Annotated in this window: 23 protein-coding genes and 1 pseudogene; 11 read left to right on the top strand and 13 right to left on the bottom strand. The window is 69.2% G+C overall.

Features of this window, described 5'->3' with window-relative positions:
- Positions 1-963 (top strand): agmatinase, encoded by a 963-nt coding sequence (gene speB / locus IG98_RS0136660; RefSeq protein WP_030923285.1) that lies wholly within the window; start codon positions 1-3, stop codon positions 961-963.
- Between the two features lie 83 nt (positions 964-1,046).
- Here speB and IG98_RS51325 read toward each other — a convergent pair whose 3' ends face one another.
- From IG98_RS51325 to IG98_RS0136625, 7 genes are all read right to left on the bottom strand, one after another.
- Positions 1,047-1,190, bottom strand: a complete 144-nt coding sequence (locus IG98_RS51325) for a hypothetical protein (protein WP_157594728.1) — start codon at positions 1,188-1,190, stop codon at positions 1,047-1,049.
- Positions 1,187-2,041 (bottom strand): ABC transporter ATP-binding protein, encoded by an 855-nt coding sequence (locus tag IG98_RS0136650; RefSeq protein WP_030923280.1) that lies wholly within the window; start codon positions 2,039-2,041, stop codon positions 1,187-1,189. The genes IG98_RS51325 and IG98_RS0136650 overlap by 4 nt, the downstream gene beginning before the upstream one ends.
- Positions 2,038-3,114, bottom strand: coding sequence for a FecCD family ABC transporter permease (locus IG98_RS0136645; protein ID WP_030923278.1), 1,077 nt, complete (start codon positions 3,112-3,114; stop codon positions 2,038-2,040). The genes IG98_RS0136650 and IG98_RS0136645 overlap by 4 nt, the downstream gene beginning before the upstream one ends.
- A complete protein-coding gene (locus IG98_RS0136640) occupies positions 3,111-4,154 on the bottom strand; it encodes a FecCD family ABC transporter permease (protein ID WP_030923276.1) in 1,044 nt (347 codons plus the stop codon). Before IG98_RS0136640 ends, IG98_RS0136645 begins: the two co-directional genes overlap by 4 nt.
- A complete protein-coding gene (locus IG98_RS0136635) occupies positions 4,151-5,185 on the bottom strand; it encodes an iron-siderophore ABC transporter substrate-binding protein (RefSeq protein WP_030923274.1) in 1,035 nt (344 codons plus the stop codon). Before IG98_RS0136635 ends, IG98_RS0136640 begins: the two co-directional genes overlap by 4 nt.
- A 302-nt stretch (positions 5,186-5,487) precedes the next feature.
- Positions 5,488-5,886 (bottom strand): helix-turn-helix transcriptional regulator, encoded by a 399-nt coding sequence (locus IG98_RS0136630; RefSeq protein ID WP_342666875.1) that lies wholly within the window; start codon positions 5,884-5,886, stop codon positions 5,488-5,490.
- Positions 5,887-6,012: 126 nt separating this feature from the next.
- The gene (locus IG98_RS0136625) at positions 6,013-7,152 is read right to left on the bottom strand and encodes an NAD(P)/FAD-dependent oxidoreductase (RefSeq protein WP_037972243.1); all 1,140 of its coding nucleotides are present in this window, start codon (positions 7,150-7,152) and stop codon (positions 6,013-6,015) included.
- A 563-nt stretch (positions 7,153-7,715) separates the two neighbouring features.
- Between IG98_RS0136625 and trpS the strand changes: the two genes are divergently transcribed.
- Positions 7,716-8,696: a tryptophan--tRNA ligase gene (gene trpS / locus IG98_RS0136620; RefSeq protein ID WP_030923266.1), complete on the top strand. Its 981-nt coding sequence runs from the start codon at positions 7,716-7,718 to the stop codon at positions 8,694-8,696.
- Positions 8,697-8,820: 124 nt separating this feature from the next.
- Here trpS and IG98_RS52840 read toward each other — a convergent pair.
- The 3 genes and pseudogenes from IG98_RS52840 to IG98_RS0136610 all read right to left on the bottom strand — a co-directional run.
- A pseudogene (locus IG98_RS52840) lies at positions 8,821-8,904 on the bottom strand (transposase); the annotation flags it as partial.
- Positions 8,905-8,938: 34 nt separating this feature from the next.
- Positions 8,939-9,448 carry a beta-ketoacyl [acyl carrier protein] synthase domain-containing protein gene (locus tag IG98_RS0136615; protein ID WP_051753413.1) on the bottom strand — a complete coding sequence of 170 codons (510 nt, stop codon included), beginning with the start codon at positions 9,446-9,448 and terminating at the stop codon, positions 8,939-8,941.
- A gap of 278 nt (positions 9,449-9,726) precedes the next feature.
- Positions 9,727-10,065: a winged helix-turn-helix transcriptional regulator gene (locus tag IG98_RS0136610; protein WP_037972241.1), complete on the bottom strand. Its 339-nt coding sequence runs from the start codon at positions 10,063-10,065 to the stop codon at positions 9,727-9,729.
- A 47-nt stretch (positions 10,066-10,112) separates the two neighbouring features.
- Between IG98_RS0136610 and IG98_RS0136605 the strand changes: the two genes are divergently transcribed.
- The 7 genes from IG98_RS0136605 (at position 10,113) to narI (ending at position 21,085) form a co-directional block, all read left to right on the top strand.
- Positions 10,113-11,513: an FAD-dependent monooxygenase gene (locus tag IG98_RS0136605; RefSeq protein WP_030923255.1), complete on the top strand. Its 1,401-nt coding sequence runs from the start codon at positions 10,113-10,115 to the stop codon at positions 11,511-11,513.
- Between the two features lie 519 nt (positions 11,514-12,032).
- A complete protein-coding gene (locus IG98_RS0136600) occupies positions 12,033-13,274 on the top strand; it encodes an MFS transporter (RefSeq protein ID WP_030923252.1) in 1,242 nt (413 codons plus the stop codon).
- A gap of 201 nt (positions 13,275-13,475) precedes the next feature.
- Positions 13,476-13,889, top strand: a complete 414-nt coding sequence (locus IG98_RS0136595; protein WP_030923250.1) for a pyridoxamine 5'-phosphate oxidase family protein — start codon at positions 13,476-13,478, stop codon at positions 13,887-13,889.
- A 319-nt stretch (positions 13,890-14,208) separates the two neighbouring features.
- Positions 14,209-17,898: a nitrate reductase subunit alpha gene (locus tag IG98_RS0136590; protein ID WP_030923246.1), complete on the top strand. Its 3,690-nt coding sequence runs from the start codon at positions 14,209-14,211 to the stop codon at positions 17,896-17,898.
- 46 nt (positions 17,899-17,944) lie between these two features.
- The gene (gene narH, locus IG98_RS0136585) at positions 17,945-19,609 is read left to right on the top strand and encodes a nitrate reductase subunit beta (protein ID WP_030923244.1); all 1,665 of its coding nucleotides are present in this window, start codon (positions 17,945-17,947) and stop codon (positions 19,607-19,609) included.
- 121 nt (positions 19,610-19,730) lie between these two features.
- Positions 19,731-20,357, top strand: a complete 627-nt coding sequence (gene narJ, locus IG98_RS0136580; RefSeq protein ID WP_030923233.1) for a nitrate reductase molybdenum cofactor assembly chaperone — start codon at positions 19,731-19,733, stop codon at positions 20,355-20,357.
- Positions 20,354-21,085: a respiratory nitrate reductase subunit gamma gene (gene narI, locus IG98_RS0136575; RefSeq protein ID WP_030923230.1), complete on the top strand. Its 732-nt coding sequence runs from the start codon at positions 20,354-20,356 to the stop codon at positions 21,083-21,085. The genes narJ and narI overlap by 4 nt, the downstream gene beginning before the upstream one ends.
- Positions 21,086-21,516: 431 nt before the next feature.
- On the opposite strand, the gene IG98_RS47725 is transcribed toward narI, so the two are convergent.
- Positions 21,517-22,299, bottom strand: a complete 783-nt coding sequence (locus IG98_RS47725; protein WP_030923227.1) for a hypothetical protein — start codon at positions 22,297-22,299, stop codon at positions 21,517-21,519.
- 102 nt (positions 22,300-22,401) lie between these two features.
- The gene (locus IG98_RS0136560; RefSeq protein WP_030923225.1) at positions 22,402-22,941 is read right to left on the bottom strand and encodes a TetR/AcrR family transcriptional regulator; all 540 of its coding nucleotides are present in this window, start codon (positions 22,939-22,941) and stop codon (positions 22,402-22,404) included.
- Positions 22,942-22,999: 58 nt separating this feature from the next.
- Here IG98_RS0136560 and IG98_RS0136555 point away from each other — a divergent pair, with 58 nt between their 5' ends.
- Both IG98_RS0136555 and IG98_RS0136550 read left to right on the top strand, forming a co-directional pair.
- Positions 23,000-24,172, top strand: coding sequence for an FAD-dependent monooxygenase (locus IG98_RS0136555; RefSeq protein ID WP_030923223.1), 1,173 nt, complete (start codon positions 23,000-23,002; stop codon positions 24,170-24,172).
- Positions 24,173-24,610: 438 nt separating this feature from the next.
- The gene (locus IG98_RS0136550) at positions 24,611-24,934 is read left to right on the top strand and encodes a VOC family protein (RefSeq protein WP_030923220.1); all 324 of its coding nucleotides are present in this window, start codon (positions 24,611-24,613) and stop codon (positions 24,932-24,934) included.
- A 274-nt stretch (positions 24,935-25,208) separates the two neighbouring features.
- On the opposite strand, the gene IG98_RS0136545 is transcribed toward IG98_RS0136550, so the two are convergent.
- Positions 25,209-26,012, bottom strand: coding sequence for a hypothetical protein (locus IG98_RS0136545; protein WP_030923217.1), 804 nt, complete (start codon positions 26,010-26,012; stop codon positions 25,209-25,211).
- Positions 26,013-26,307: the final 295 nt, after the last annotated feature.

The following is a 26,307-nucleotide window of genomic DNA, read 5'->3' as shown; positions in this document are numbered from 1 at the left end:
ATGACCGAGCCCCGGGGGCCTGTCGACTCCTCACGCGTCCCGCGCTTCGCCGGCCCGGCGACCTTCGCCCGGTTGCCCCGCCTGGACGAGGTCGGGCGCGCCGACGTCGCGATCGTGGGAGTGCCGTTCGACACCGGCGTGTCCTACCGCCCGGGAGCGCGGTTCGGCCCCTCGGCGGTCCGGGAGGCCAGCCGCCTGCTCCGTCCGTACCATCCGGGCCTGGACGTCTCGCCGTTCGCGACCCAGCAGGTCGCCGACGCGGGCGACATCGCGTGCAACCCGTTCGACATCGGCGAGGCCGTCGAGACCATCGAGGAGGCCGCGTCGGGCCTGACCGCGGACGGAACCCGGCTGGTCACCATCGGCGGCGACCACACCATCGCGCTGCCGCTCCTGCGCGCCGCCGCCCGCCGCCACGGACCGATCGCGCTCCTGCACTTCGACGCTCACCTCGACACCTGGGACACCTACTTCGGCGCCGAATACACGCACGGCACTCCCTTCAGGCGCGCGATCGAGGAGGGCATTCTCGACACCGAGGCCATCGGCCACGTCGGCACCCGCGGCCCCCTGTACGCCAAGCAGGACCTCGACGACGACAAGCGCATGGGCTTCGGCATCGTCACCAGCGCGGATGTGATGCGGCGCGGCGTGGACGAGGTCGTCGACGCGCTCCGCCAGCGCATCGGCAACCGGCCGCTCTACCTGTCCATCGACATCGACGTGCTGGATCCAGCGCACGCGCCCGGTACCGGCACCCCGGAGGCGGGCGGCCTGACCAGCAGGGAGCTACTGGAGATCCTGCGCGGCCTCGCCGGCGGCAACCTGATCGGCGCGGACGTCGTCGAGGTGGCCCCCGCCTACGATCACGCCGAGATCACGTCGGTCGCGGCCTCGCACGTGGCCTACGACCTGATCAGCCTGCTCGCCCTCTCGACCCCGCCGGCGGGACCGGGCCGCTGAGTGAGGGCCCGGGAGAAGGAGGCTCGGGACCACGGCGACAGCGGGCCCGCCACTGGCTTTCTCCTCCCGCGAGGAGGCCGCCGTCAGGCGACGCCGGACGCTGTCGCGGTCCAGGTGTCGCACGCGCCCGGAGAGGCCTTGCCGAAGCCCCGCCGCAGCCAGGCGACCCGGTTCCTGCTCGTGCCGTGACCGCGCTCCGCGCCGCTGACCGACGCCTGAGCGATCACCTTGCGGCCCGGCGGGTGGCTGAGGCCGCCGCCCGAGCCTCTCCTGCCTGTGGTCGGATGTGGTGGCGGCCGATGGGGAGCATCAGGGGGCTGCCGGAGACGGGGTCTTCGATGATGCGGCTGTCGAGGCCGAAGACGGTGCGGACGTTGTCTTCGGTGAGGACCTCGGCCGGGGTGCCGGAGGCGTGCAGGCGGCCGTCGGCCAGGGCGATGAGGTGGTCGGCGTAGCGGGCGGCGAGGTTGAGGTCGTGCAGGACCATCACGATGGTGGTGCCGCGGGTGTGGTTCAGGTCGGTCAGCAGGTCGAGGACCTCGATCTGGTGGCTGGCGTCGAGGAAGGTGGTGGGCTCGTCGAGGAGCAGCAGGTCGGTCTGCTGGGCCAGCGCCATGGCGATCCAGACCCGTTGGCGCTGGCCGCCGGACAGCTCGTCGACGGCACGCTCGGCGAGGTCGGTCGTCTGGGTGGCTTCCAGGGCCGCCGCCACCGCGGCGTCGTCGGAGTCGTTCCACCGGGAGAAGATCCCCTGATGGGGGTGGCGGCCACGGCCGACGAGGTCGAGCACGGTGATGCCCTCGGGCGCGACCGGCGACTGGGGCAGCAGTCCGAGCGTACGGGCCAGTTCCTTGGCGGGCATGCGGTGCACCTGTCTGCCGTCCAGCACGACACGGCCCTCGCGGGGCACGAGCAGCCGGGACAGGGAACGCAGGAGTGTCGACTTCCCGCAGGCGTTCGCGCCGACGATGACCGTGATCTCGCCGGGCGGCACGAACAGGTCAAGGGACTCGACGACGACGCGGTCGCCGTAGCCGAGCGTGAGGTCCTCGGCTACGAGGGAGTGGGACGTGGTCACAGCGAGCCTCCGGCCCGATGGGTGCGGACGATCAGATAGACGAGGTACGGCGCGCCGAGAACGCCGGTGACGACGCCGACCGGGTAGCGGACGTCGAACGCGAACTGGCCGGCGAAGTCGGCGACGAGGACCAGGAGGGCGCCGACGAGCCCGGCGGGCACGAGCAGGGAACCGCCCGCACCGACCAGCCGGGCCGCGATGGGGCCGGACAGGAACGCCACGAACGCGATCGGCCCGGCCGCCGACGTGGCGAAGGCGATCAGGCCGACGGCGGCGACGATCACTGTGACGCGGGTGCGTTCGACGCGGACCCCGAGGGCGGAGGCGGTGTCGTCGCCGAGCCGCATCGCCGACAGGTCGCGCGACTTCGCCAGCAGGACGGGGGTGAGGACGACCAGCGCGACGAGGGCGGGCAGGGCCTGTTCCCAGGTCGTGCCGTTGAGGCTGCCGGTCAGCCAGCGCAGGGCCTCCTGGAGATCCCACTCGGCGGCCCGGGACAGGACGTAGGAGGTGATGCTTTCGAGCATCGCGGAGATCCCGATGCCGATCAGGATGAGCCGCGTGCCGACGACGCCGTCCCGGAACGCCAGGGTGTACACCAGCAGTGCGACGGCGAGAGCGGAGACGATGGCGAGGATCGACACCTGGGTCCCGCCGAGGGACAGCGACACGATCGCGATGGCCGCCGCGGCGCTCGCCCCCCAGCTGATACCGATGATGTCGGGGCTGGCCAGCGGGTTGCGGAGCATCGTCTGGAAGGTGACACCGGCCAGGCCGAAGCTGAATCCCGCGACCACGGCGAGGACGGCCCGTGGTAGCCGGAGCCGCCCGACCGTGAAGGACGCCCCCGGCACCTGCTCACCGAGGATGACGCGGACCACGTCGCGGGGCGGGTAGAAGGTCTGCCCGAACATCAGGGTCACGGCGAACCCGGCGACGACGAGCACCGCCAGTATCAGGACGACGAGGCGGCGCCGGGAGGCGCTCCGGCGGCGTCCGCGGGCGACGGCCTGGACGACGGAGGGCCGGGTGACGGCGGGGGCGCTGCTGTGCCTGTCGGTTCGCTCGCTCACAGCTCACGCACCTTCTGGCGGCGGACGATGTGGATGAAGAACGGGGCGCCGATCAGCGCCGTCACGATGCCCACCTCGATGTCCGTGGGGCGCGCCACGATGCGGCCGACGACGTCGGCCGCGGTGAGCAGCGACGCGCCGAGCAGAGCGGAGAACGGCAGCAGCCAGCGGTGGTCCACCCCGACGAGCAGGCGGCACGCGTGCGGGACGACGAGTCCGACGAAGCCGATCGGCCCGGCGACGGCCGTCGACGCCCCGCACAGCACGACGGCGCCGAGAGCGGCCGTGGCCCGGACGACGGCGACGCGCTCGCCGAGCCCGGCGGCGAGTTCGTCACCTAGGGCGAGCGAGTTCAGCGCCCGCGCGGACAGCAGGCACACGACGAGGCCGGCGACGAGGAACGGCAGGACCTGCCCGATGCGCTCGTAGGACGCGCCGCCGACCCCGCCGATCTGCCAGAGCCGGAAACCTCCGGCTATGTCGTTGCGGGGCAGGATGACGGCGCTGACCAGGGACGCGAAGGCCGCCGACGTGGCGGCGCCGGCGAGCGCGAGTTTGAGGGGCGTGGCCCCGCCGCGTCCGAGGGAGCCGACGGTGTACACGAACACGGCCGAGACGGCTGCCCCCGCCATCGCGACCCAGATGTACCCGGTCGGCGAGGTGAGCCCGAAGAACGCGACGGCGGTGACGACGGTGAGCGACGCGCCCATGTTGACGCCCAGGATCCCCGGGTCGGCCAGCGGGTTGCGGGTCACGCCCTGCATGACACCGCCGGCGAGGCCGAGCGCGGCACCGATGACCGCCGCGAGCAGGGTACGCGGTATCCGCTTGGCGACCGCCGCCTGTTCAAGGGTGCCGTCCGCGCCGCCGAGCGCGGCCCAGACGTCGGACCAGGCGACGTCGCGCGAGCCGAGGGCGACGGAGGCCACCATGAGCACGGCCAGGACCAGTACCGCGACGAGCAGCCACAGAACCCGGACGCGCGCCGGACGCCGCACGAGGGCGGCGTCCGGTGGGCGGTCGGTGTCGACCGACGTCACTTGACCTTGTCCGCGGCCTCGGCGAGCGCCTTGGCGTAGTCCTCCAGCACCCACGAGATCGACAGGGGCGTCGGGTTCGCGGCGGTGCCCAAGGGCGTGCTGCCGGGCAGGAGGTACACCGAGCCGCGCTTGATGGCGGGGATCTTCGACAGCAGCGGGTCCTTGCGGAGCTTTTCGAGCAGCTCGCCCTTCTCGTCGCCGTATCCGGTGATGATGTCGACGTCGTCGAACAGGTCGATCTGTTCCGCGCTCCGGGTCAGGGCGAACTTGTCGGTGCCCTTGGACGCCTCGGTGATGCTGCCCGGGATCGTCAGCCCGAGGTCCTCGAAGAACAATGTGCGGGTGTCGTGCGTCGTGTAGAAGCCGATCTCGCTCACGTCGTTGGGGTCGACGTGCGTCATGAACATCGCCGACTTGCCCTTGAGCTGCGGGTACTTCACGACGACCTCAGCGATGTCGCCCTCGATGTCGGTGATGAGCTTCTCGCCCTCGTCGGCGAGCCCGATGGCCTTGCTGTTCATCCGGATGATCTCGCGCCACGGGGTCGCCCACGCGGCGTCCGGGTAGGCCACCACGGGAGCGATCTCGCTCAGGGTGTCGTAGTCCTGCTTGGTCAGGCCCGAGTAGGCGGCCAGGATGACGTCCGGCTTCGTGTCGGCGACGGCCTCGAAGTCGATGCCGTCGGTCTCGTCGAACAGAACGGGCGTCTTGGCGTTGAGTTCCTCCAGGCGCTTCTTCACCCAGGGCAGGAGCCCGTCGCCGTCGTCGTCGCCGAAGTTCGCGGCGGCCATGCCGACCGGGACGACGCCGAGGGCCAGCGGCGCTTCGTGGTTGGCCCAGTTGACCGTGGCCACCCGCTCCGGCTTCGCCGGGATGGTGATCTTCCCCAGCGCGTGCTCGACCGTCATGGGGAAGGCGCTCGGGCTGCTGCTCGCGTTCTCACTCTTGGTCTCCGACGAGCTGCCGCAGCCCGCGATGCCCAGCAGGATGGCCGCCACGGCGAGGATGCGAAGGCTATGTGGGCGCTTCAATCCGTACTCCACTCTCAGAATTCCGCTGGTGCCGGCCCTCACACGTCTGGATCGCGGTCCTACGTTCGTGGAGCGGTACACCGTACTGCCGCAAGCCCTTGATCTAGTTAGGTAAGGCTTGCCTTGTTTGGAACTTTAGGAGAAATGACTGAGTTGTCGCAATAGCCCTTTTGAGACAGCTGTTGTTGAGATCGGGACACCGAGACCGAGCGACGGCCCTTCAGGCGGTGTCCGCCCGAGAGCGCGACACGTCCGCGAGACCCGCGCCGCGTACGGAAGGCGGCCTTCGGCGTCCCGGAGTCTCAACGCGCCCGGAACGCTCCCGGGGTCAGCCCGGTCGTCCGCCGGAAGGCCACGCCGAACGCGCTCGCCGAACGGTAGCCGACCTCCTCGGCCACGACATCGACCTCCCAGCCCTGGGTGAGCAGCGCGACCGCGTGCTGGGCGCGCACCGCCGCGATCCAGCGCGCGAAGCTGGTGCCCGTCTCCGCGTTGAAGGCACGGGTGATCGTGCGGGCGCTCACGCCCAGGAAGGACGCCCAGTCCGCCAGCGTTCGCGAATCGCCCGGGTCGTCCCGGACCGCGTCAGCGATCGGGCGCAGCAGGTCGGAGGTGGGCATGTGCAGGAGCAGTTCGCGTGAGGAGGGGGTGAGCACGTCGAGCACCATCGCCTCGGTCACCGCCCGCGAGTCGGAGGACAACTCCGTGTCGGCGAGCCGCTCCAGCAGCAGCCGGAGCAGCGGGGTGATCTCGACGCCGACGGGCGTGGGGAAGATCGAGGTCGTGGTGCGCCCGCGCCCGCTCTGTCACCGGCGAGCCGGTCGGCGTCACCGGCCGGGACGGTCGACCGTCAGGTCCGCGAGCCGTGGGGCGACCTCGGGAAACGAGCCGTCGCCGAACAGGATCCGCGCCGCCAGGGCACGACCGGCGCGACCGCGTAGCGCGGTCACCGCCGCCTCTACCGCGGCAGGGGATCGGATACCGGCGAACACGCGGCGCAGCGACAGCCGGCCTCGGAACCGGGCCCGCAACGCGTTCCCGTCGTACCGGCTCAGCACTCGTCGGTCGCCAGTGCGCAGGTACTCGGCGGTAACCGCCGCGGCCAGTTCGGACATGCGTAAACAAGGGTCCAACCCACCGGCCGTCAGCGGCGACACCGCGCCCGCCGCGTCTCCGACGAGCAGCCCGGCGGGGCACGCCAGCCGTCGCAGCACACCGCCGACCGGGATCGGACCACCTCGACGCTCGACCGGACCGGCCGCCGCCACGTGGCCGGGCGCATCCGCGGCGAAGTCGTCCAGCAGGTGGCGGATACCGGTGCGCATCGCGTTCGGATATCCCGCGACGCCGACATGCGCGTGCCGGCCGTCGTCGATCACCCATCCCAGGTACCCCGGAGCGACCCGGGGGTCCAGCACGCAGTGGAACACCGGGGTGGTCGTGCCCGACGCGATCGGATGGACGATCTCGGCACCGACGAGGAAGCGCCGGTTGACATCAAGGCCAAGATCACGGGCCACCCGGGAGCGGGCGCCGTCCGCGCCGACGATGAACCGGGCCGTCACCGGTTCCGCACCCGCGAACCGCACAAAACCCCTCGACGCGTCGACGTACCGTACGCCCAGGAGGACCTGTGCCCCGGCCGACTCCGCCACGCGGTGCGCGTGCTCGTAGACGGCCGCCATGTCGGCCACGCGGTACTCGTCCCGGTCGCTGGTGAGCCGGATCGGTGCCCGCCGCGACGGCGGATACAGCAGCACGTCCCGGACACCTGGCCCGAGCAGGTGATCCGGCACGTCGAAGTCATCGAGAGTGCGGCGCACGAAGATCCCTGTCGTGCGGATACCCGTCGACAGCGACCTGCGACGGTCGACCACCATCACGTTCAGCCCCCGTCGCGCGAGCAAACGGGCCGTGTGCAGGCCGGCCAGGCCCGCACCCACGACCAGTACATCCACTGTCCGCATACCTTGCGACGGTAGGGGCGATGCCTTATCCATACGATGGTTTGCACGCTACCTGCCCCATACCTCCACACCGTCGCCACACTTGAGACCGCGGATTGCCCCTCCGGCGAAAGACGGCTGTGGAACCAACGTCACAGCGATCGTTCCCTCGATCAGTATTTCCCTTATATCCGCCGGGGCATCGGCTACTTCACTGGGTCTCCTGAAGGATCCGAAACACCTGACCTCCCTCGGAGGACACCTGCCCCTCCTGCCTTGACCTCGGCCACAACCACTACCGAGGAGACGTCGCAGGCCAGAGGCGGCTTCGTTGGATCTACGGCCAGCACCACCGGCCCCCCACAGAGATCATCGCCGGCTTACCTGTGATTCTCCATCCGTTGGGTGGTACGGTCACGGTATGCGGATGATCTTCTTGTTCCTTGGCTGGTGGCGCCCCTGACGGGCGGCACCGTTCATCCGCGTAACCGATAACGCGGCCGCCCGGTTCGGGCGGCCGTTTGTGTGTTCGCACCTCGGTGGTCCGGCCAGGGTGGCCTCCCGATCCCGAGGGAGCCAAACCGATGCCACGACGACTCACCGGCTTCACCCCGTCCGGCGACCTGCATCTGGGCAACTACATCGGCGCGATCGCACCGATAATCGCCGAGCAGGCCACCACGGATACGGTGGTGTTCATCTCCGACCTGCACTCCCTGACCCTGGAGCATGATCCGGCCGAGGTGCGACGGCGGACACTGGAATTCGCGACCATCCTGCTGGCGGCAGGCGCTGACCCCGACGCGTGTCTGTTCCTGGTTCAGTCGCACGTACCCGAGCACACCGAACTGCACTACCTGCTGGAGTGCACCACCGGGTACGGCGAGGCCCAGCGAATGATCCAGTTCAAGGAGAAGTCCGGCCGTCAGAACCAGGTCCGGATGTCACTGCTGACCTACCCGATCCTGATGGCCGCCGACATCCTGCTGTACGACACCGACGAGGTACCGGTCGGCGAGGACCAGAGCCAGCACGTGGAGTTGGCCCGGGACATCGCCCAGCGGTTCAACAGCCGATACAGCCCCACCTTCACCATCCCCCGGGCGGTCAACCCGCCGGTCGCCGCTCGCATCATGGACCTGGCGTCACCTGGCGACAAGATGAGCAAGTCAGCCCCCTCGACCGCGGGGGTGCTGCGACTGCTCGACGAGCCGGACGTCCTGCGACGCAAGGTGATGCGTGCGGTCACCGACACCGACACCGTGGTGAGCTACGACCCGGATCGCAAACCGGGGGTATCGAACCTGCTCGCCATCCTGTCCGCCTGCACCGGCGACGACCCGCAGCGGCTGGCCGGGCGGTTCAACCGGTACGGCGAATTGAAGGAGACGGTCGCCGACACGGTAGTGGCCACCCTCGCCCCCATCCGGGACCGCTACCTGCGACTGGCCGAAGACCCGCAGCACGTCCAGGCGGTTCTGCGGGCCGGTGCCGACCGTGCCCGCGGGTCGGCCAACGCGAAGGTACGCCAGGCCAAGGCGGCGATCGGTCTGCTGCCCGGATGAGATGCCATGGTGATCCCGCCGAACCGGTCCACGTCACCAGCGGCTGAAACGGCGACCCGGCGCCCCCAGGAGTTGCGGCTGGGCGGCTGCCCCGGACTGCCAGAGTCGGCGACCTGGCAGTCCGGTCCTCGGCCGAGGTCACCTCCAGCCCGAGGATCTCCCGGTCGCCGTTCGCGCCGACCGCGGTGGCCACCAGCACGTGCACGTGCCGACTGGGGAAACTCGTCCACCACCGCTCTGGACTACTTCGAAACGGGTGGGTCGCAAACTTCGAGGTTCAGCCCCGTCAGGGTGTGCTGAGAGATGGCGGCGGTTCCCTCCCGATCCAGCAGCCGGGCGTACTCATCCCCTGTCGCCCCGACGAAAACCGCCGTCCGGCTACCGGCCAGGGCGGCGGGGAGGATGCCCCCGTCTTCGAGCGCCTCCCACGCCAGTTCCAGCATCAACCGCTGCTGGGGATCCATGATGACGGCCTCACGGGGTGAGATCCCGAAAAAGCCCGCGTCGAACTCGGCGACCCCGTCGAGGAATCCACCGTGCCGGACACCCGCGTGATCCGGAGAGGCGTCATCTCCCGGCTCGATGTCCCACCGGCCCTCCGGCACGGGCGTCAGTGCGTCCACGCCGTCCCGGAGCAACCGCCAGAACGCCTCCGGACTCGGCGCCTTGGGAAGTCGGCAGGACACCCCGACGATCGCGATCCGCTCATCGGAATTGCTCGTTGGATTGTGTGCCGTCTCGTCGGCGCACACAGGAGATGCTCCTTCCGCAGGGTAGGCAGACGTATGAATCCGAGACGCGTCGCCTGTTCAGCCGTCGTAGGGGACGTCGTTCAGGGAAATGTACGCCTGAAGTACGGCCACCTGAAGAGCCGGAAACAGTGGTGCCTTTGCTGGAGATGCGAAACGCCGCCACAGGAGTACGGAAGTCGCTCGGCGTCCGTCCCGCCCGGTCAAGCGGGGTTCGGTGAGCGACCGTAGGGATGCCGTCGTGCGGAGAGCGGCCGGTCCGCCGCAGAGGCCGTGTCGGCTCAGTCCTTTGTGGAGCGCAGATACATGCTGTTCCACTCGCAGGCCGCCGCGAGCGGCTTGAACAGGGTGCGCCCCAGGGGGGTCAGACTGTACTGGACGCGCGGCGGGTTCTCCGGATAGGCCTTACGCGTCAGCAAGGCGTCGTTCTCCATCGCACGCAGCGATTCGGTCAGCACCTTTGGCGTGATACCGGGCAGAACGGCCTGTATCTCCGTGAATCGCCGCGGACCATCACGCAGGCACACAAGAATCATCGCTGTCCATTTGCCACCAACGCGAAAGAACGGCGGCCGGCTGGGGCAGCCCACAAACAGGTCGGAATCCAACGGTTTGGGCACCCCACTATCGTTGCAGTAAGCGAACAGAGCACACTTACACTCCCCGCATGAACGTCGACGTGATCGTCATCGGAGCAGGTCCGACCGGCCTTACGCTTGCCGCCGAACTGGGCCTGGCCGGGCTGTCCACCGTCGTGGTGGAACAAATGGCCGAACGCAGCGGTCAGTCCAAGGCTCTTGGGCTGCAGCCCCGTACCGCCGAACTGTTGGAGTCGCGCGGCCTGTTCGCGCCACTGATGGAACGCGCGATCGAACGAATCCCCGGCGGGCACTTCGCGGGAATGCGCCTCGACCTGAAAGCCTTGGATACCCGCCACCCTTACATGATCGGCATTCCACAGGGCCGGGTCGAGGCTCTGCTTGAGGCTCGCGTGACGGAGCTGGGCATCAAGATCATGCGTGGTCATGAGCTGACCGAGTTGTCACAGCACGCCTCCGGCGTCACCGCGAGAGCGGGGGGACTGCACATTCACGCCGACTACCTGGTCGGATGTGACGGCGGCCGGAGCACCGTGCGCCGACTGCTGGGGGTGGACTTTCCCGGTCTGGAGGGGCGGCTGGCCATGGTGGTCGCCGACATCACGCTCGGCGGCGCAGCACCGTCGGCATGGGAGCTGCCGGTCATGACCCCGTCTCCGACCGGCAGGTCCTACCTGGCGCCACTCGGAGACGGCCTGCATCGGCTGCTGTTCTACGGCCCTGAACAGCAGGAACTGCCCAGAGACGCGCCCATCACGCCGGAGGAGGTGAACCGGGCACTGGCCGCGGAGTTCGGCCCGACGGTCAAGCTGTCCGGCATTCGGTGGGCGTCCCGCTTCACTGACGCCTCCAGGCAGGTGGAGCAGTACCGGCACGGGCGGGTGTTGCTGGCCGGGGACGCCGCCCACATTCATTCACCGATGGGAGGGCAGGGACTGAACCTGGGCGTACAGGATGCCTTCAACCTCGGATGGAAGCTGGCGGTGCGGCTTCGCCACGGCGGCGACGACGAACTACTCGACACCTACCACCGCGAACGGCACCCGGTGGCGGCGAGGGTTCTGGCCAACACACGCGCGCAGTCGGTGCTTCTGGAACCGAAAGAGGAGCACCTCGCGCTGCGCGGCATCGTAGCCGAGCTGCTACGCGTGCCCGCGGCCAACCAGGTCATCGCGGGCATGCTGGCCGGGACGGACATCCGCTATCCGCTACCGGGGCCGGTGCATCCGTTGCTGGGCATGCGCCTTGCCGACGCGCCCGTCATGGCCGACGGGCGCGGGCTGCTGATGACCGGCGCCGGACAGGACACGCTGGTCGAGGCGGCAGCACCGTGGTCGGGACGGATCCGCCATGTGCGGCGAGGGCAGGGCGAGGCGATGTTCCTGCGGCCCGACGGCCATGTGGCGTGGGCCGGCAGCGACCCGGCCGCCCTGGTGACGGCCCTGACCATGTGGGCCGGCCGTGCCTGAGAGGTGCTTGTTCGTTCGATCCAGGATTCGCGATCTCATCGCCCAGCCGCCCGGCCCGCCCACCTGAAGGCTGCGGGCCTGGTGGGTCACCGAGTGGGATCCGCCAGTGAGGTCGCCGGCCGCGGCTGACCGCCACGAGCCGGTGGTCCCGGCGTGTACTCCGGTAGAGGAACGGGGCATCGCGAGTGAAGACAACAGACAGAAGGACCCGTTCGGCAGGACCTTGGTCTCTAGCGAACATAAGAGGTTCGAGATGGGATAGAGCGACGGAGAACACCTATGGGGAAGGCTGGTGCGACGGTAGCGACCACTTCATGGACGAGGTGCGTGCCTGGCGAGCACCACTCAGATGAGGGGGCGGTGGCCGGTGAACCAGTGGACATCCGAGCAGAGCGGGTGACCGTTGCTTCCCCTCGGGCCGGGCAGTCCGGCTTGCGGGTCAATGCCGTCACCTGCCGGGCCAGCCCGCGTTGACCGCAGCGCCCAGGTGAACGAGCCGATGCGACGAGGACGGATGAGATGAGCACTGACAGCGTCGATCGAGAAACCTCAGGCGAGGTCGGCCACCGACCAGCGTTGATGCTGGCGTTGGCCACCGTGGGATTTGCGGTGAACTTCTGGGCGTGGGCGCTGCTCAGCCCGCTGGGACCGCGCTTCAAGGACCTGCTGAGCCTGTCGGCCTCCCAGCAGGCGCTGCTGGTCGCGGTCCCGGTGATCGTCGGCTCGCTGGGCCGCATCCCTGTCGGCGCGCTCACCGACCGCTTCGGCGGCCGCGTGATGTTCCCGCTGATCTCCGCAGCCACCATCGTCCCGGTCTTGTTCATCGGCGTGGCCGGGCAGGGCTCGCTCACGGCGCTGCTGGTCGGCGGGTTCTTCCTGGGCATCGGCGGGACCGCGTTCGCCGTCGGCGTGCCCTTCGTGAGTGCCTGGTTCCCGCCCGAGCGGCGCGGCCTGGCCATCGGCATCTTCGGCGCGGGCATGGGCGGCACCGCGATCAGCGCCCTGACCACGGTCAAGCTGGTCAAGGCCGACGGCGCGGCCACCCCGTTCCTGCTCACCGCCGCGGGCTTGGCCATCTACACCGTCGTGGCGTGGTTCACGCTACGCGACGCACCGGGCCGCACGGTCCCCACCCAGCCGCTCGCCGCGCGCCTGGCGGCCACCGCGAAACTACCGATCACCTGGCAAGCGTGCATCCTGTACGCGGTGGCCTTCGGCGGGTATGTAGCGTTCTCGGTGTACCTGCCGGCCTACCTGCAGACCGCCTACGGGCTGGAGCAGGCCGATGCCGCCAACCGGATGGCCGGGTTCGTGGTCCTGGCGGTCCTGATGCGTCCGGTTGGGGGCTGGCTGTCGGACAGGATCAGGCCGCTGCCCGTGCTGGTCGCCGTCTTCGCGGTGGTCGCCGTCTGCGCCGCTGTCCAGGCCCTCACCCCAGCCCTGATGCTGGTGGGCACAATCGCGTTCCTGACCATGGCCGCGGCACTTGGCGCGGGCAGCGGCGCCGTCTTCGCGCTGGTCGCGCAGGTCGCTCCGGCCGACAAGGTGGGTTCTGTCACCGGCCTGGTCGGCGCCGCCGGCGGCCTGGGCGGGTTCGTGCCGCCCCTGGTGATGGGCCTCATCTACGGCCGGCTCGGCTCCTACGGCCTGGGCCTGGCGCTGCTGGCCGTGGTCTCGCTGCTGACGGTGCTGCTGACGGTGACCGTGGTCCGTGCCACGGCCCGGCGGCGCGTGGCCCAGCCGCTGATGTCGTCACGGTGACCCCCAGGACCAGCCCCGCTCCGAACCGCCACAGTTCTGCTCAGAAGCGGTGAGAGGTGCCGGTCACCGATGAGCCTCAGCATAAGAACAGCGGCTCCGATCACGGTGACCGTGATAGGTCCTCAGCGCCCGGCATTGGGGATCTATCACGGGACTTTCGCCTCTAATCGCCGAAGCGAGCGTTCCGGCAAGCTGGAAAGTGTGAAACTCGACTCGGCCGGCCTGCAGGTGTTCTCCCACGAGAAGTGCATGCACCTGTTGGCCTCCTGCCCGATCGGGCGGATTGTCTTTACCGATCGCGCCCTGCCGTCGGTGCAGCCGGTGAACTTCTGTCTCGACGGCAACGACATCGTCATCCGTACGACGGTCGGCTCCAAGCTGGCCTCCGCCACCCGCCGCACCATCGTGGCTTTTGAGATCGACGACTTCGACCCCGAGGAACGTACTGGATGGTCGGTCACGGTCGTGGGGTATGCACGGGCTGTTGACGACCCCCGGGAGATGGCCCGGCTCGCCGAGCTGCCGCTGACGCCGTGGGCGCTGGGCAGCCGTGACCACTTCATCGTCATCACCGCCAAGCACGTCTCCGGCCAACGACTGCAGCAGCCAGGCTGACCTTCTTACCCGGAGGGGTGGCCGGAGCCTGCTCGCCGCTGGTCCAGTCGGTCGGCGTGGTCCTGTCGGCCACCTGAGCCGACGAGCGGCCTTTCGGGTCTTTGGGCCCATCCCAAGGGACCAAGGACCCTGAGATCGGGATAGAGCCCCGGCAAGGATGAGTGAAGCCGCACCGCATCCGGTGCCCTATCCCTCGACGCGGAGGTCGCAACCGGTCGCGATCATCAACTGCTTTTCGGGTTTCCCCGGATGATTCGCGGCTATGAAGGCGGTCACGCCGGAGGTATCCGGTTCATACCAGAAAAAGGAGTGCATCCATATGGCGGGCATGGACGGGCCGGTCAACGACGCCCTTCTGAAGCTGGGCCGGCATCTGCGTTCCGGAGCGGTCTCCGACGACCTGCGGACGCTGCACCAGATCGGGGGCCGCCAGGCGGACGCGTTCTACCGCGACCGGTGGAGCCACGACAAGGTGGTGCGCTCCACACACGGGGTGAACTGCACCGGGTCGTGTTCATGGAAGGTCTACGTCAAGGACGGCATCATCACCTGGGAGTCGCAGCAGACCGACTATCCCAGCGTCGGGGACGACCGGCCGGAGTACGAGCCGCGCGGCTGTCCGCGCGGCGCGGCGTTCTCCTGGTACACCTACTCCCCCACCCGGGTCCGCTACCCCTACGCCCGCGGGGTGCTGGTGGAGATGTACCGGGAGGCGAAGGCGCGACTGGGCGATCCGGTGGCGGCATGGGCCGAGGTCACCTCCGATCCGGAGCGTCGCCGCCGCTACCAGTCGGCCCGCGGCAAGGGCGGCCTGGTCCGCGTCACCTGGGACGAGGCGACCGAGATCATCGCAGCCGCGCACGTGCACACCATCGAGACCTACGGGCCCGACCGGGTGGCCGGGTTCTCCCCGATCCCGGCGATGTCGATGGTCTCGCACGCCTCCGGCGCCCGGTTCGTGTCACTGATCGGCGGCACGATGCTGTCGTTCTACGACTGGTACGCCGATCTGCCGGTGGCCTCCCCGCAGGTGTTCGGCGACCAGACCGACGTGCCGGAGTCGGCCGACTGGTGGGACGCGGCCTACCTGATGCTGTGGGGCTCCAATGTGCCGGTGACGCGCACCCCGGACGCGCACTACATGACCGAGGCCCGCTACCGCGGGCAGAAGGTCGTCGTGGTCTCCCCCGACTACAGTGACGCGACGAAGTTCGCCGACGAGTGGCTGGCTCCGCACCCGGGCACCGACGGGGCGCTGGCCATGGCGATGGGCCACGTGATCCTCAAGGAGTTCTTCGTCGACCGGCAGGTGCCGTACTTCACCGACTACGTCAAGCGCCACAGCGACCTGCCGTTCCTGGTGACGCTGACCGAGCGCGACGGTGTGCACGTGCCCGCCAAGTTCCTGACCGCGGCCGACCTCGGCGAGGACGGCGCCGAGGCGGCGTTCAAGACGGTGCTGCTGGACGCCGCCACCGGTGAGCCGGTGGTGCCCAACGGCTCGCTCGGCTTCCGCTACTCCGAGGCCGGGCAGGGCCGCTGGAACCTTGACCTCGGCGACGTCGACCCGATGCTGGGCCTGGACGGCGAGCAGACCGTAACGGTGCTGCTGCCCCGCTTCGATCAGGCCGGGGACGGCGCGGTGCTGCGACGTGGTGTCCCCGTCCGGCAGATCGCCGGGCAGCCGGTCACCACGGTCTTCGACCTGTTGCTCGCCCAGTACGGCGTGGCCCGGCCGATGGGCGCCACCCACACGAGCGAGCAGCAGAGCGACACACCCCAGGACTGGCCGTCCTCTTACGACGACGTGAGCCAGCCGTACACGCCTGCCTGGCAGGAGGCGATCACCGGCGTGCCGGCGGCGAAGGCGGTGAAGATCGCCCGCGAGTTCGCCCGCAACGCCGAGGAGTCCGGCGGCCGCTCCATGATCATCATGGGTGCGGGGACCAACCACTGGTTCCACTCCGACACGATCTACCGCTCCTTCCTGGCACTGACCACGCTGACCGGCTGCCAGGGTGTCAACGGCGGCGGCTGGGCGCACTACGTCGGCCAGGAGAAGTGCCGCCCGGTCACCGGATGGGCGCACATGGCGTTCGGCACCGACTGGGCGCGCCCGCCCCGGCAGATGATCGGCACCGCCTACTGGTACCTGCACACCGATCAGTGGCGGTACGACACCTACAGCGCCGACGTGGTGGCCTCACCGCTGGCCGGCGGCGCATTCACCGGGAAGGCCACCGCCGACCTGCTGTCGCAGTCGGCCCGGCTGGGCTGGATGCCCTCCTACCCCACCTTCGACCGCAACAGCCTGGACCTGGCCGATGAGGCAGCCGCCTCCGGACAGGATCCGGGCCCCTACATCGCCTCCAAAGCCGCCGCCGGCGAGCTCGGCTTCGCCTGCGAGGACCCCGACGCGCCCGCCAACTGGCCACGGGTGCTGACCGTGTGGCGGGCCAACCTGCTGGGGTCGTCGGCCAAGGGTAACGAGTACTTCCTGCGCCACCTGCTCGGCACCGACTCCTCCGTGCGGGCCGAGGAGGCCGCACCCGAGCAGCGGCCGGACGACGTCCGATGGCACGAGGAGGCGCCGCGCGGCAAGCTCGACCTGCTGCTGTCGCTGGACTTCCGGATGACGTCCACGACGCTGTTCTCCGACATCGTGCTGCCGGCCGCGACCTGGTACGAGAAGCACGACCTGTCCTCGACCGACATGCACCCGTTCGTGCACGCCTTTTCCCCGGCGATCGACCCGCCCTGGCAGACCCGCACCGACTTCGCGGCCTTCCAGGCGATCGCCAAGACGTTCAGCGCGCTGGCCGGCCCCCGGCTGGGGGTGCGCCGGGATCTGGTGGCGGTGCCGCTGCTGCACGACACCCCCGATGAGCTCGCCAACCCCTATGGCGTCGTGGACGACTGGCGGGCCACGGGAACGATGCCCGTCCCCGGCAAGAACTTCCCGAAGATCACCGTGGTGGAGCGGGACTACGGCGCGGTCGCGCAGAAGATGGCCGCGCTCGGACCGCTGCTGGATACCCTGGGCACCACCACCAAGGGCCTGACCTACGACGTGTCCGGTGAGATCGGGCGGCTCGGCCGGATGAACGGCACTGTACGGGGCGGCGTGGCCGACGGGCGGCCGTCGCTGGCCCGCGACACCGACATGTGCGAGACGATCCTGGCGCTGTCGGGCACCACCAACGGGCGCCTGGCCGCTCAAGGCTTCGCGACGCTGGCCCGCCGTACCGGCACGAGCTTCGACGGGCTCGCCGACGAGCACAAGAAGATCACGTTCGCCGACACACAGGCCCGGCCGGTGCCGGTGACCACCTCGCCGGAATGGTCGGGCAGCGAGACCGGCGGGCGTCGCTACTCGGCGTTCACCATCAACGTCGAGCACCGCAAGCCCTGGCACACCCTCACCGGACGCCAGCACTTCTTCCTGGACCACGACTGGATGCACGAGGCCGGCGAGGCACTGCCGATCTACCGGCCCCCGCTGAACATGACCGTGCTGTTCGGCGAGCCGGGCATCGGCGAGGGTGGCGAGGAGGGCATCACCGTGCGCTACCTCACCCCGCACTCCAAATGGTCCATCCACTCCGAATACCAGGACAACCTGCTGATGCTGACCCTGTCGCGGGGCGGGCCGACCATCTGGATGAGCCCCGCCGACGCCGCTCGGGCGGGAATCCGCGACAACGACTGGGTCGAGGCGCTCAACCGCAACGGCGTCGTGGTCGCCCGGGCGATCGTCTCGCACCGCATGCCGGCCGGGACCGTGTACATGTACCACGCCCAGGAACGGGTGGTGGACGTGCCCAAGAGCGAGACCTCCGGCAGACGCGGCGGCATCCACAATTCCCTGACCCGTCTGATGATCAAGCCCACGCACCTGATCGGCGGCTACGCCCAGCTGTCGTTCGCGTTCAACTACCTGGGGCCGACCGGTAACCAGCGTGACGAGGTCACCGTGATCCGCCGCCGCAGCCAGGAGGTCGACTACTGATGCACGAGCGAACCCGACGTGGTGATCAGGAAGAGGTGAGCGGGCGATGAGGGTGATGGCACAGCTGGCCATGGTGATGAACCTGGACAAGTGCATCGGCTGCCACACCTGCTCGGTCACCTGCAAGCAGGCGTGGACGAACCGGGCCGGCACCGAGTACGTGTGGTTCAACAACGTCGAGACCCGTCCCGGGCAGGGCTACCCCCGCACCTACCAGGACCAGGACAAGTGGAAGGGCGGCTGGGAGCTCAATGCCCGCGGCCGGTTGCGGCTGAAGGCCGGGGGACGGCTGAAGAAGCTGTTCTCCATCTTCGCCAACCCGCTGATGCCGTCGATCCAGGACTACTACGAGCCCTGGACCTACGACTACGACCGGTTGTTCTCCGCCCCCCTACAGGACGACACACCGGTCGCGCGGCCCCGCTCGCTGATCACCGGCGAGCCCACGAAGATCAGCTGGAGTGCGAACTGGGATGACAACCTGGCCGGCGGCCCAGAGCTGGCACCGTCCGACCCCGTGCTGCGCAAGGTCTCCGACCAGGTCAGGCTCGACTTCGAGAACGCCTTCATGTTCTACCTGCCACGCATCTGCGAGCACTGCCTCAACCCCTCGTGCGCGGCGTCGTGCCCGTCGGGGGCCATCTACAAGCGCTCCGAGGACGGCATCGTCCTGGTCGACCAGGACCGTTGCCGGGGCTGGCGGATGTGCGTGACCGGCTGCCCGTACAAGAAGGTGTACTTCAACCATCGCACCGGCAAGGCCGAGAAATGCACCTTCTGCTTCCCGCGGGTGGAGGTGGGCCTGCCCACGGTCTGCTCGGAGACGTGCGTGGGCCGGCTGCGCTACATCGGAATCATCCTCTACGACGCCGACCGGGTGACCGAGGCGGCCTCCGTCGCCGACGACAAGGAGTTGCTCAAGGCGCACAAGAGCGTGATGCTCGACCCGCACGACCCGGAGGTGGCCGCTGCGGCCCGCGCCGCGGGCATCCCGGAGGACTGGCTGGAGGCGGCGCGCCGCTCCCCCATCCACAAGCTGATCTTCGAGTTCGGAGTGGCGCTGCCCCTGCACCCTGAATACCGGACGATGCCGATGGTCTGGTACATCCCGCCGCTGTCGCCGGTGGTGGACGTCTTGTCCGGAACCGGCCACGACGGCGAGGACGCGGGCAATCTGTTCGGCGCGATCGACGCGCTGCGCATCCCGATCGGCTACCTGGCCGAGCTGTTCAGCGCCGGGGATCCGGAGCCGGTGCGGTCGGTGCTGCGCCGCCTGGCGGCGATGCGCTCCTACATGCGCCGCCTCAACCTCGGACAGGAACCCGACGAGTCGATCGCGGCGGCGGTCGGCATGACCGGCCAGGGCATCCGGGACATGCACCGGCTGCTGGCCATCGCGGCCTACGACGAACGCTACGTCATCCCCAAGGCCCACGCCGAACAGGGCGCGCAACTGGAGGAACTGGCGACCGGCTGCAGCCTCGACTACGAGGGCGGCCCCGGCATGGGCGGCCCGTTCGGCGAGGCGTCCGGCATGCCCGCCCCGATCGCGGTGGAGAACTTCCACGCGCTCAAGGAACGCCAGCGCGGCGGTGACCTGGCGGAGGCAGGCGAGCTGCGTGGCCGGGTCAACCTCCTCAACTGGGACGGCAAGGGCACCCCTGACGGACTGTTCCCGAAGAGCGACGGGGATAAGAAGGAGAAGTCATGAGGGTCCACACGGCGACCGCCTCCTCGGCGGCCCCGGCACGGCTGGAGACACGATCGATCTCCTTGATCCGGGTAACCGCGACAACGTCGACGGCGTCCATGACCGTTCTCCGGGGGAAGTCATGAGCGCGCTGAACGAGAGCGCGCTGCGCACCGCCCACATGGTGGCCTCGGTGCTGCTCTGCTACCCCGACGAGCGGCTGTACGGCGAGCGGCGGGTGCTGGCCGAGGCGGTGGACAGGCTGCCGGAAGGCGAGGTCCGCAGGCGGCTGGCCGCCTTCCTGGAGCACGCCGAGACGGCCGGCCGGGTCGAGCTGGCCGCCCACTACGTGGCGACGTTCGACCTCAAGCGACGCTGCTGCCCGTACCTGACCTACTACGCCTACGGCGACACCCGCAAGCGCGGCGCGGCGCTGCTGCGCTTCAAGCACGCCTTGCGCAGCGCGGGCTTCGAGCTCGCCGACGGCGAGCTGCCCGACCACCTGGCGGTGGTGTGCGAGTTCCTCGCGCGCGGCGCCGTACGGCCGGCCCGGCGCCTGCTGATCGAGAACCGGGCGGGCATAGAGCTACTGCGCAAGGCGCTGGAGGCCGAGTCCTCGCCGTACACCGACGTGGTGGCCGCGGTGCTGGCCGCGCTCGGCCCGGCGAGCCTGCGCGACCAGGAGGCCGCGCTGCGGCTGGCGGCGCAGGGTCCACCGGCCGAGGAAGTCGGACTGGAACCCTACGCGGTCATGGAGGCGAGCAGATGAACGCACTGGACGTGGTGCTGTGGGTGGCGGCGCCGTACGTGGCGCTGACCGTGTTCGTGCTGGGGCATGTGTGGCGCTACCGCTACGACAAGTTCGGCTGGACCACCCGCTCCTCGCAGATGTACGAGTCCCGGCTGCTGCGCATCGGCAGCCCGCTGTTCCACTTCGGCATCCTGGTCGTGCTGCTCGGCCACATCGGCGGGCTGGTGATCCCCAAGAGCTGGACCGAGGCAGTGGGCGTCAGCGAGGAGGCCTACCATGTCATCGCGGTCGCGCTGGGCACGATCGCGGGAGTGGCCACCCTCTGCGGGCTGGCGATCCTGATCTACCGGCGCCGCACCGTCGGCCCGGTGTTCACCGCCACCACCCGCAACGACAAGCTGATGTACGCGATGCTGGCCGCCACCATCGTGCTGGGCCTGTCCGCCACGGTGATGGCGAACATCGTCGGCGGCGGCTACGACTACCGCACGACCATCTCGCCGTGGTTCCGGTCGATCTTCTACTTCCAGCCCGATCCGGCGCTGATGGCCGGTGCGCCGCCGCTGTTCCAGCTGCACGCGCTCAGCGCGCTGCTGCTGTTCGCCATCTGGCCGTTCACCCGGCTGGTGCACATGCTCACCGCACCCGTCGGCTACCTGACCCGGCCGTACGTGGTCTACCGCAGCCGCGACGAGCAGCCCACCGGCACCCGCGCCCCGCGCAGGGGCTGGGAGCCGTCCCGCTGACGGCACGGGCACGGCACGTACAACCGCATATCGAACCCGGGTCCCGCTACCGGGATCCGGCGCGGACTCCGACCGGCACTCCGAAAACCCTTCTTACCCGCGTCTTCCTGGTTTGGCCACCCAGCAACGCGGATGGCCGCCACCAATCTCTCGATAGCGGTCATCAACCTGGGTGGGGTGTTCACGAGCGGGTGTGAGCTGGGGTGGATCGGAGCCCTGGAAGATCGCTTCCCGGGCCCCGCACGGAGTTGACTTCACCGAGACCGCTGAGATCACCGGTGTCGGGATCGGTCAGCACGGGATACTGCTCCCCGCCGTGTCCCTCCATGTCAGGCTCAAATAAGACAAAAATGAACTAAATTCCTTAACCGGACACCCGCTCCCGGGTGGAAGGAATGCGGTCCCACCTTCAGCTGCGACCTCGCCCTGGACTACCAGCCGGGCGCTTTCGGGGCGAGGTCGGCGCGGATGGCCTCGCACAGTGTCCGGGCGTGCTCGTCCAGGCGCTGGATCTGCTTGACGGCGTGGTGGTCCCGCGCGGTTTCCGCCAGCAGGTCCTGAACGACGGAGGGCCGGGCGGCGAGAGCGGCGTCGAGCCGCTCCTGGGCGCGGTGGGCCAGGTCGGCCTCGGCGACGTGGCACGCGTAGGCCTCCAGCGCCTCCACCCTGTTCTGGACCGAGTCCACCGCCTCCTGGAGGCTCCCGTGGCCATCCTCCAGCAGGGATATCTGGGCGAGCCTCCAGGCGATCTCCCACTCCTGCTCGCGCAGGATGAACGCGTTGTCCAGCGAGTCGAGCAATCCGGCCTGGTTCACCGCGGAGCCGGTGATACACCTGATCGCGCTCTGGGCGCGGGCCAGGAGCACGGCGTGCTCAGGGCTGAGGTCGGCGGCGGTGACGATCCTGCCTTCCTGCTTTTCGGAACGAATCCGGCTCTCGAAGCCCAGGGACCGGGCGAGCCGGATGTTGGTCCTCCACCGCTTGACTCCCCCTCCTACGCACAGATCCAGGACAAGGCAGCAGGACAGAAAGATGCCCGCGAGTCCGGCGTACTCCACCGCGCTGTGGACCTGCTCGGTGGCCTGGTATGAGACCATCGCGAAGGTCACCGTGACGCCCGACCACCAGGCCGGCACCGGTCCCACGGCCTTGACGAGATGGCCCACCAGGCGGCGTCGCGGGGACCGGCGCTGAAGATGGTCCAGGTCCGGCATCCCTCGCCGGTCCCACCCGCACTCACAGCGGCCCACCAGCAGCGCCCTCCACACGAGCCAGAACCAGCCCGCCCGGCGGACCCAAGACCGCCGAATCCTAGATCATGACGACGTGCCCGAGGTCGGTCCCACCAGGGTGCGCAGGCCTTCCAGGAGCTCTGCCGGGGTCGGGGTGGCGTCGGGGTCCACGAGCCACTGCGCCGCCAGGCCGCCCAGCAGGGTCTGGACCACGGCTCCCACCCGCTCGGAGTCCGAGCCGAACAGCTCCGCCAGCCCGAGCCTGGCCTGTCGTCCCGCCTCCGCGAACGAGTCGCGCAACTCAGGGGTGCGCCCCATGTGCGCGATCAGCTCGAACTGGATCGCCCACAGCGGTCTGGCCCTGACGAAGGAGTCGATGACCTCGCCCCAGGTCGTCTCGAAGTCCCCCGGCTCGGCCAGCACCCGGCTCAGGTCGTCGCCCCACTCTCGCATCGCCTCCACCAGCACCTCGTTGAGCAGGGCCTCCTTGGTGCCGTAGTGATAGCCGATCGCGGCCAGGCTCACCCCGGCCGCCGTGGCGATGTCGCGCGCGGTGGTGCGGGAGTAGCCCTTGTCGTAGAGGCAGCGCTTGGCGCCGTCCAGAAGATCTTCACGGTTGCCCATGAACCAATCTTACACATACGTCTTGCACAACTGTCTTACACGTACGTACTATTCAGGCATGACGAACATCCTGATCTCCGGCGCGAGCATCGCGGGCACGACCCTGGCCTACTGGCTGCGCGAGCACGGCTTCACCCCGACCGTCGTCGAACGCGCCACCGAGGTGCGCGAGGGCGGCTACAAGATCGACATCCGAGGCGCGGCCCTGGAGGTCGTCGAGCGGATGGGGCTGCTGGAGAAGGTCCGAGGACTGCGCACCGACGTGCGCACCGGCTCGGTGGTGGACGACGAAGGCCGCCGAGTGGCCGGCATGAACGGCGACAGTTTCGGCGGGCGCGTCCACGAGGACGCCGAGGTGCACCGCGGCGACCTCGCCCGGCTCCTCCACGAGGCGACCAACGGCGTCGAGTATCTCTTCGGCGATTCGATCGCCTCGATCGACGGCACCCAGGTGACCTTCGACAGCGGCCTGGTACGCCACTTCGACCTGGTCATAGGCGCCGACGGGCTGCACTCCAACACCCGCGCGCTGGCCTTCGGCCCGGAGGAACGTTTCGTCCACGACATGGGCTACAACGTCTCGATCTTCAGCGTGCCCAACCACCTCGGGCTCGACCGCGAGGAGCTGACCTACGTCGGGCCCGGCCGTACGGCCCTGCTCTACAGCACCCGGCAGGACACCGGCGCCAAGGCCATGTTCCTGTGGGCCGCCGACGGCAAGGTACGCGAACGCGTCGAACAGCAGCAGGCACTGGCCCAGTCCTACCGCGGGTCCGGCTGGGAGGTGCCGCGCCTGCTGGAAGGCATGGCCGACGCGCCCGACTTCTACTTCGACTCCCTCAGTCAGGTGCGCATGGACAGCTGGCACACCGGCCGAGTCGCGCTGGTCGGCGACGCGGCCTACTGCGCTTCCCCCGCCTCCGGGCAGGGCACCAGCCTGGCGCTGGTCGGCGCGTACGTCCTGGCGGGCGAGCTCAAGCGGGCCGCGGGCGACCACACCGCCGCCTTCCCCGCCTACGAGGCGCGGATGCGCCCCTTCGTCGCGGCCAACCAGGCCCTGGGCACCAACAACATCAAGCGCATGGTCCTGTCGAGCCGGCTCCAGGTCCGCATGTCGATGGTGATGCTGCGCCTGGTCGACCTGCTGCCGGGCAAGGACCGGATCATGGCCAAGGTCGTCGAGCAGATCCACCGCGCCGCCACCGCGATCGCACTGCCCGCCTCCTGGTAGACGTGTCACCGTCGAACCGGACTCGGGCACCGTCGAGCGAGCTTTCACCATGTCGGCTTCTCGGTCGTAACCGACCGAGCTTGCAACTCCTCGCCGTCGGCAGCGTGACTCACTGCCCAGCCCGCCACACCGCGCGAGGCGATGTTACGGGCCGCGTTGACGTCGGCATGCTCAGCGAAACCGCACGATCTGGCGTCGGCCAGGCGGGCGCGCAGGTCTTGGTTCTCTTCGGCGAGGTGGTCTGCGCGTTCAACGGCTTCGTCGCGTTTTCTGTGTTGACGTGGTTCTCAGTCGTTGGGGAGGATCGACCTTCGGTGATCATCCATGGTCGATGTCCTGTGCCCCCGGCGAGGAGGCGATGTTCGCGGTGGTCGCATCCGAATGGCCGACTGTCCGGCAGTCCCTCACGACCCGTCTGGCCTCAGCAGGTACGGCCGGATGAGTGTTCGGCTCGGCGGTGTCGTGATCGACGTCATCGATCTCGACCGGCTCGCCTGGTTCTGGAGCGGGCTGCTTGATCTGCCGATCACCCGCCGCGAGCACGACTGGATCAGCCTCGGTCCCGGCCTGGCCCTGCAACGGGTCGCCGAATCCAAGACGGTCAAGAACCGGGTGCATCTGGACCTGGTCGTCGCCGACTTCGCCGAAGCCTCCGCCCTCGCTACCCGGCTGGGAGCCACGCCGGTCGGCCGCATCCACGAAGACCTCTGGCAGGTGTGGCAGGACCCGGAGGGCAACGAGTTCTGCCTTTGCAAGTCGTAGCGGCCCTGTGCCCGGGGCTACATCATCGGCGCCTACAGCCACCGCGACTTCGCCGACGGGGCTCCCGTCAACGTCTTCGACGACGTCTTGGTCCGCCGATCCCGTCTCTCAGCCGGGGTCTGCCTCACGCATGCGTTCGGTGGTCCAGTAGGACGCGACATCCTCGAAAGCGTGATCATTACACGATCCCGGGGCGGCGCGCTCAGGACCGCCCGAACGAATGATCACCATGGCCGTCGCCGCCGGCACGAGCGCGACGGCGATGGCCGACGACTCATGCCCCCAACGTGGTCTGGGCGGCCGGTTGGGGGCGCGGGGCGGCGAGGTCGTGGGCGGAGCGGGCCAGCCAGGTCATCATCAAGACGCTTGAGACCACACCGAGAGCCTCGACAGCGTTTCCCTCCCCCAGGAACGGCAATGCCGCCAGTAGCAGAAAGATCGGCGCCACCAGGGCGGCGATACCGTATGCGACGGTCGCCGTCCCCCAGCGGGGGTCGTCCCCTTGGGCCCGCAGGATCAGCACCGTCCAGGCCAGGCCGGCCAGACCGCAGATCGACTCCACCCCATCCGGGACGGGCCGGCCGACGAGGTCGAGTACGCCGATGACGGTGAAACCGCCGTACCCCAGCACCCCCGCGCCCCGCATGTACGGACGGTCGCCGCCCAGCACCCGCGTGAACAGCAGCACGACCACCCACATCACCACGGAGATGATCACCGTCGCATCTGCCCAGATCAACGACTCGGTGACGTGGAGCAGCCATGTCGTAGCCGTCGCGACGTAGAGCGCCACGCGCAACCGCAGGGTGTTCCGGTCCTGCTGGGGTGGCGGCCCCGCCGGCGGCCCGCGCAGGATCTGCCAGATCCCCCATGCCCAGGACAGCCCGGCCAGGACCAGGAGGAGCAGGTTCTGCCCTGTCGCCGCGACACCTTCGGGCACGGTCGCGAACAGCGTCAGCCACCACAGCGGGGCGAGGTCGCCGGAGATCAGGGTGACGACGGCGGCGACCGTCAGCGCGACGCCGTACAGACCGGTGACGAGCAGGGCGGGCAGCGCTGAACGGTGACGACGTAACACAGGACGCTTCCTGAGGATTCGGAGGGGATGGGAGCGAACGTCTCACCCTACAATCGATCATGAGGAGTGGCGCCAGGCGGAGGGCGCGTTGGAACACCACCCCGGGGCATTCACGAACAGGTCCGACCTGGGACGGAAGAGCGGCATAGAAGATCGTTTCCCAGGTAGGCCCTCGCAAGGCCGCCTGACCGGTGGCCCGCGAAATGCTTTCGCCTCCAGGTCGGCCATCTCTCTACGCCGACCTCATGACGTGGCGTTGCGTGCTCGATGAGTGGCCTGAACCGAGTGAGCGGTG

It is taken from the genome of Streptosporangium amethystogenes (genome assembly GCF_000721075.1).
Lineage (GTDB): Bacteria > Actinomycetota > Actinomycetes > Streptosporangiales > Streptosporangiaceae > Streptosporangium > Streptosporangium amethystogenes.
Note: the sequence above shows the minus strand (reverse complement) of the source record. Positions and strands in the feature narration are given on the sequence as shown.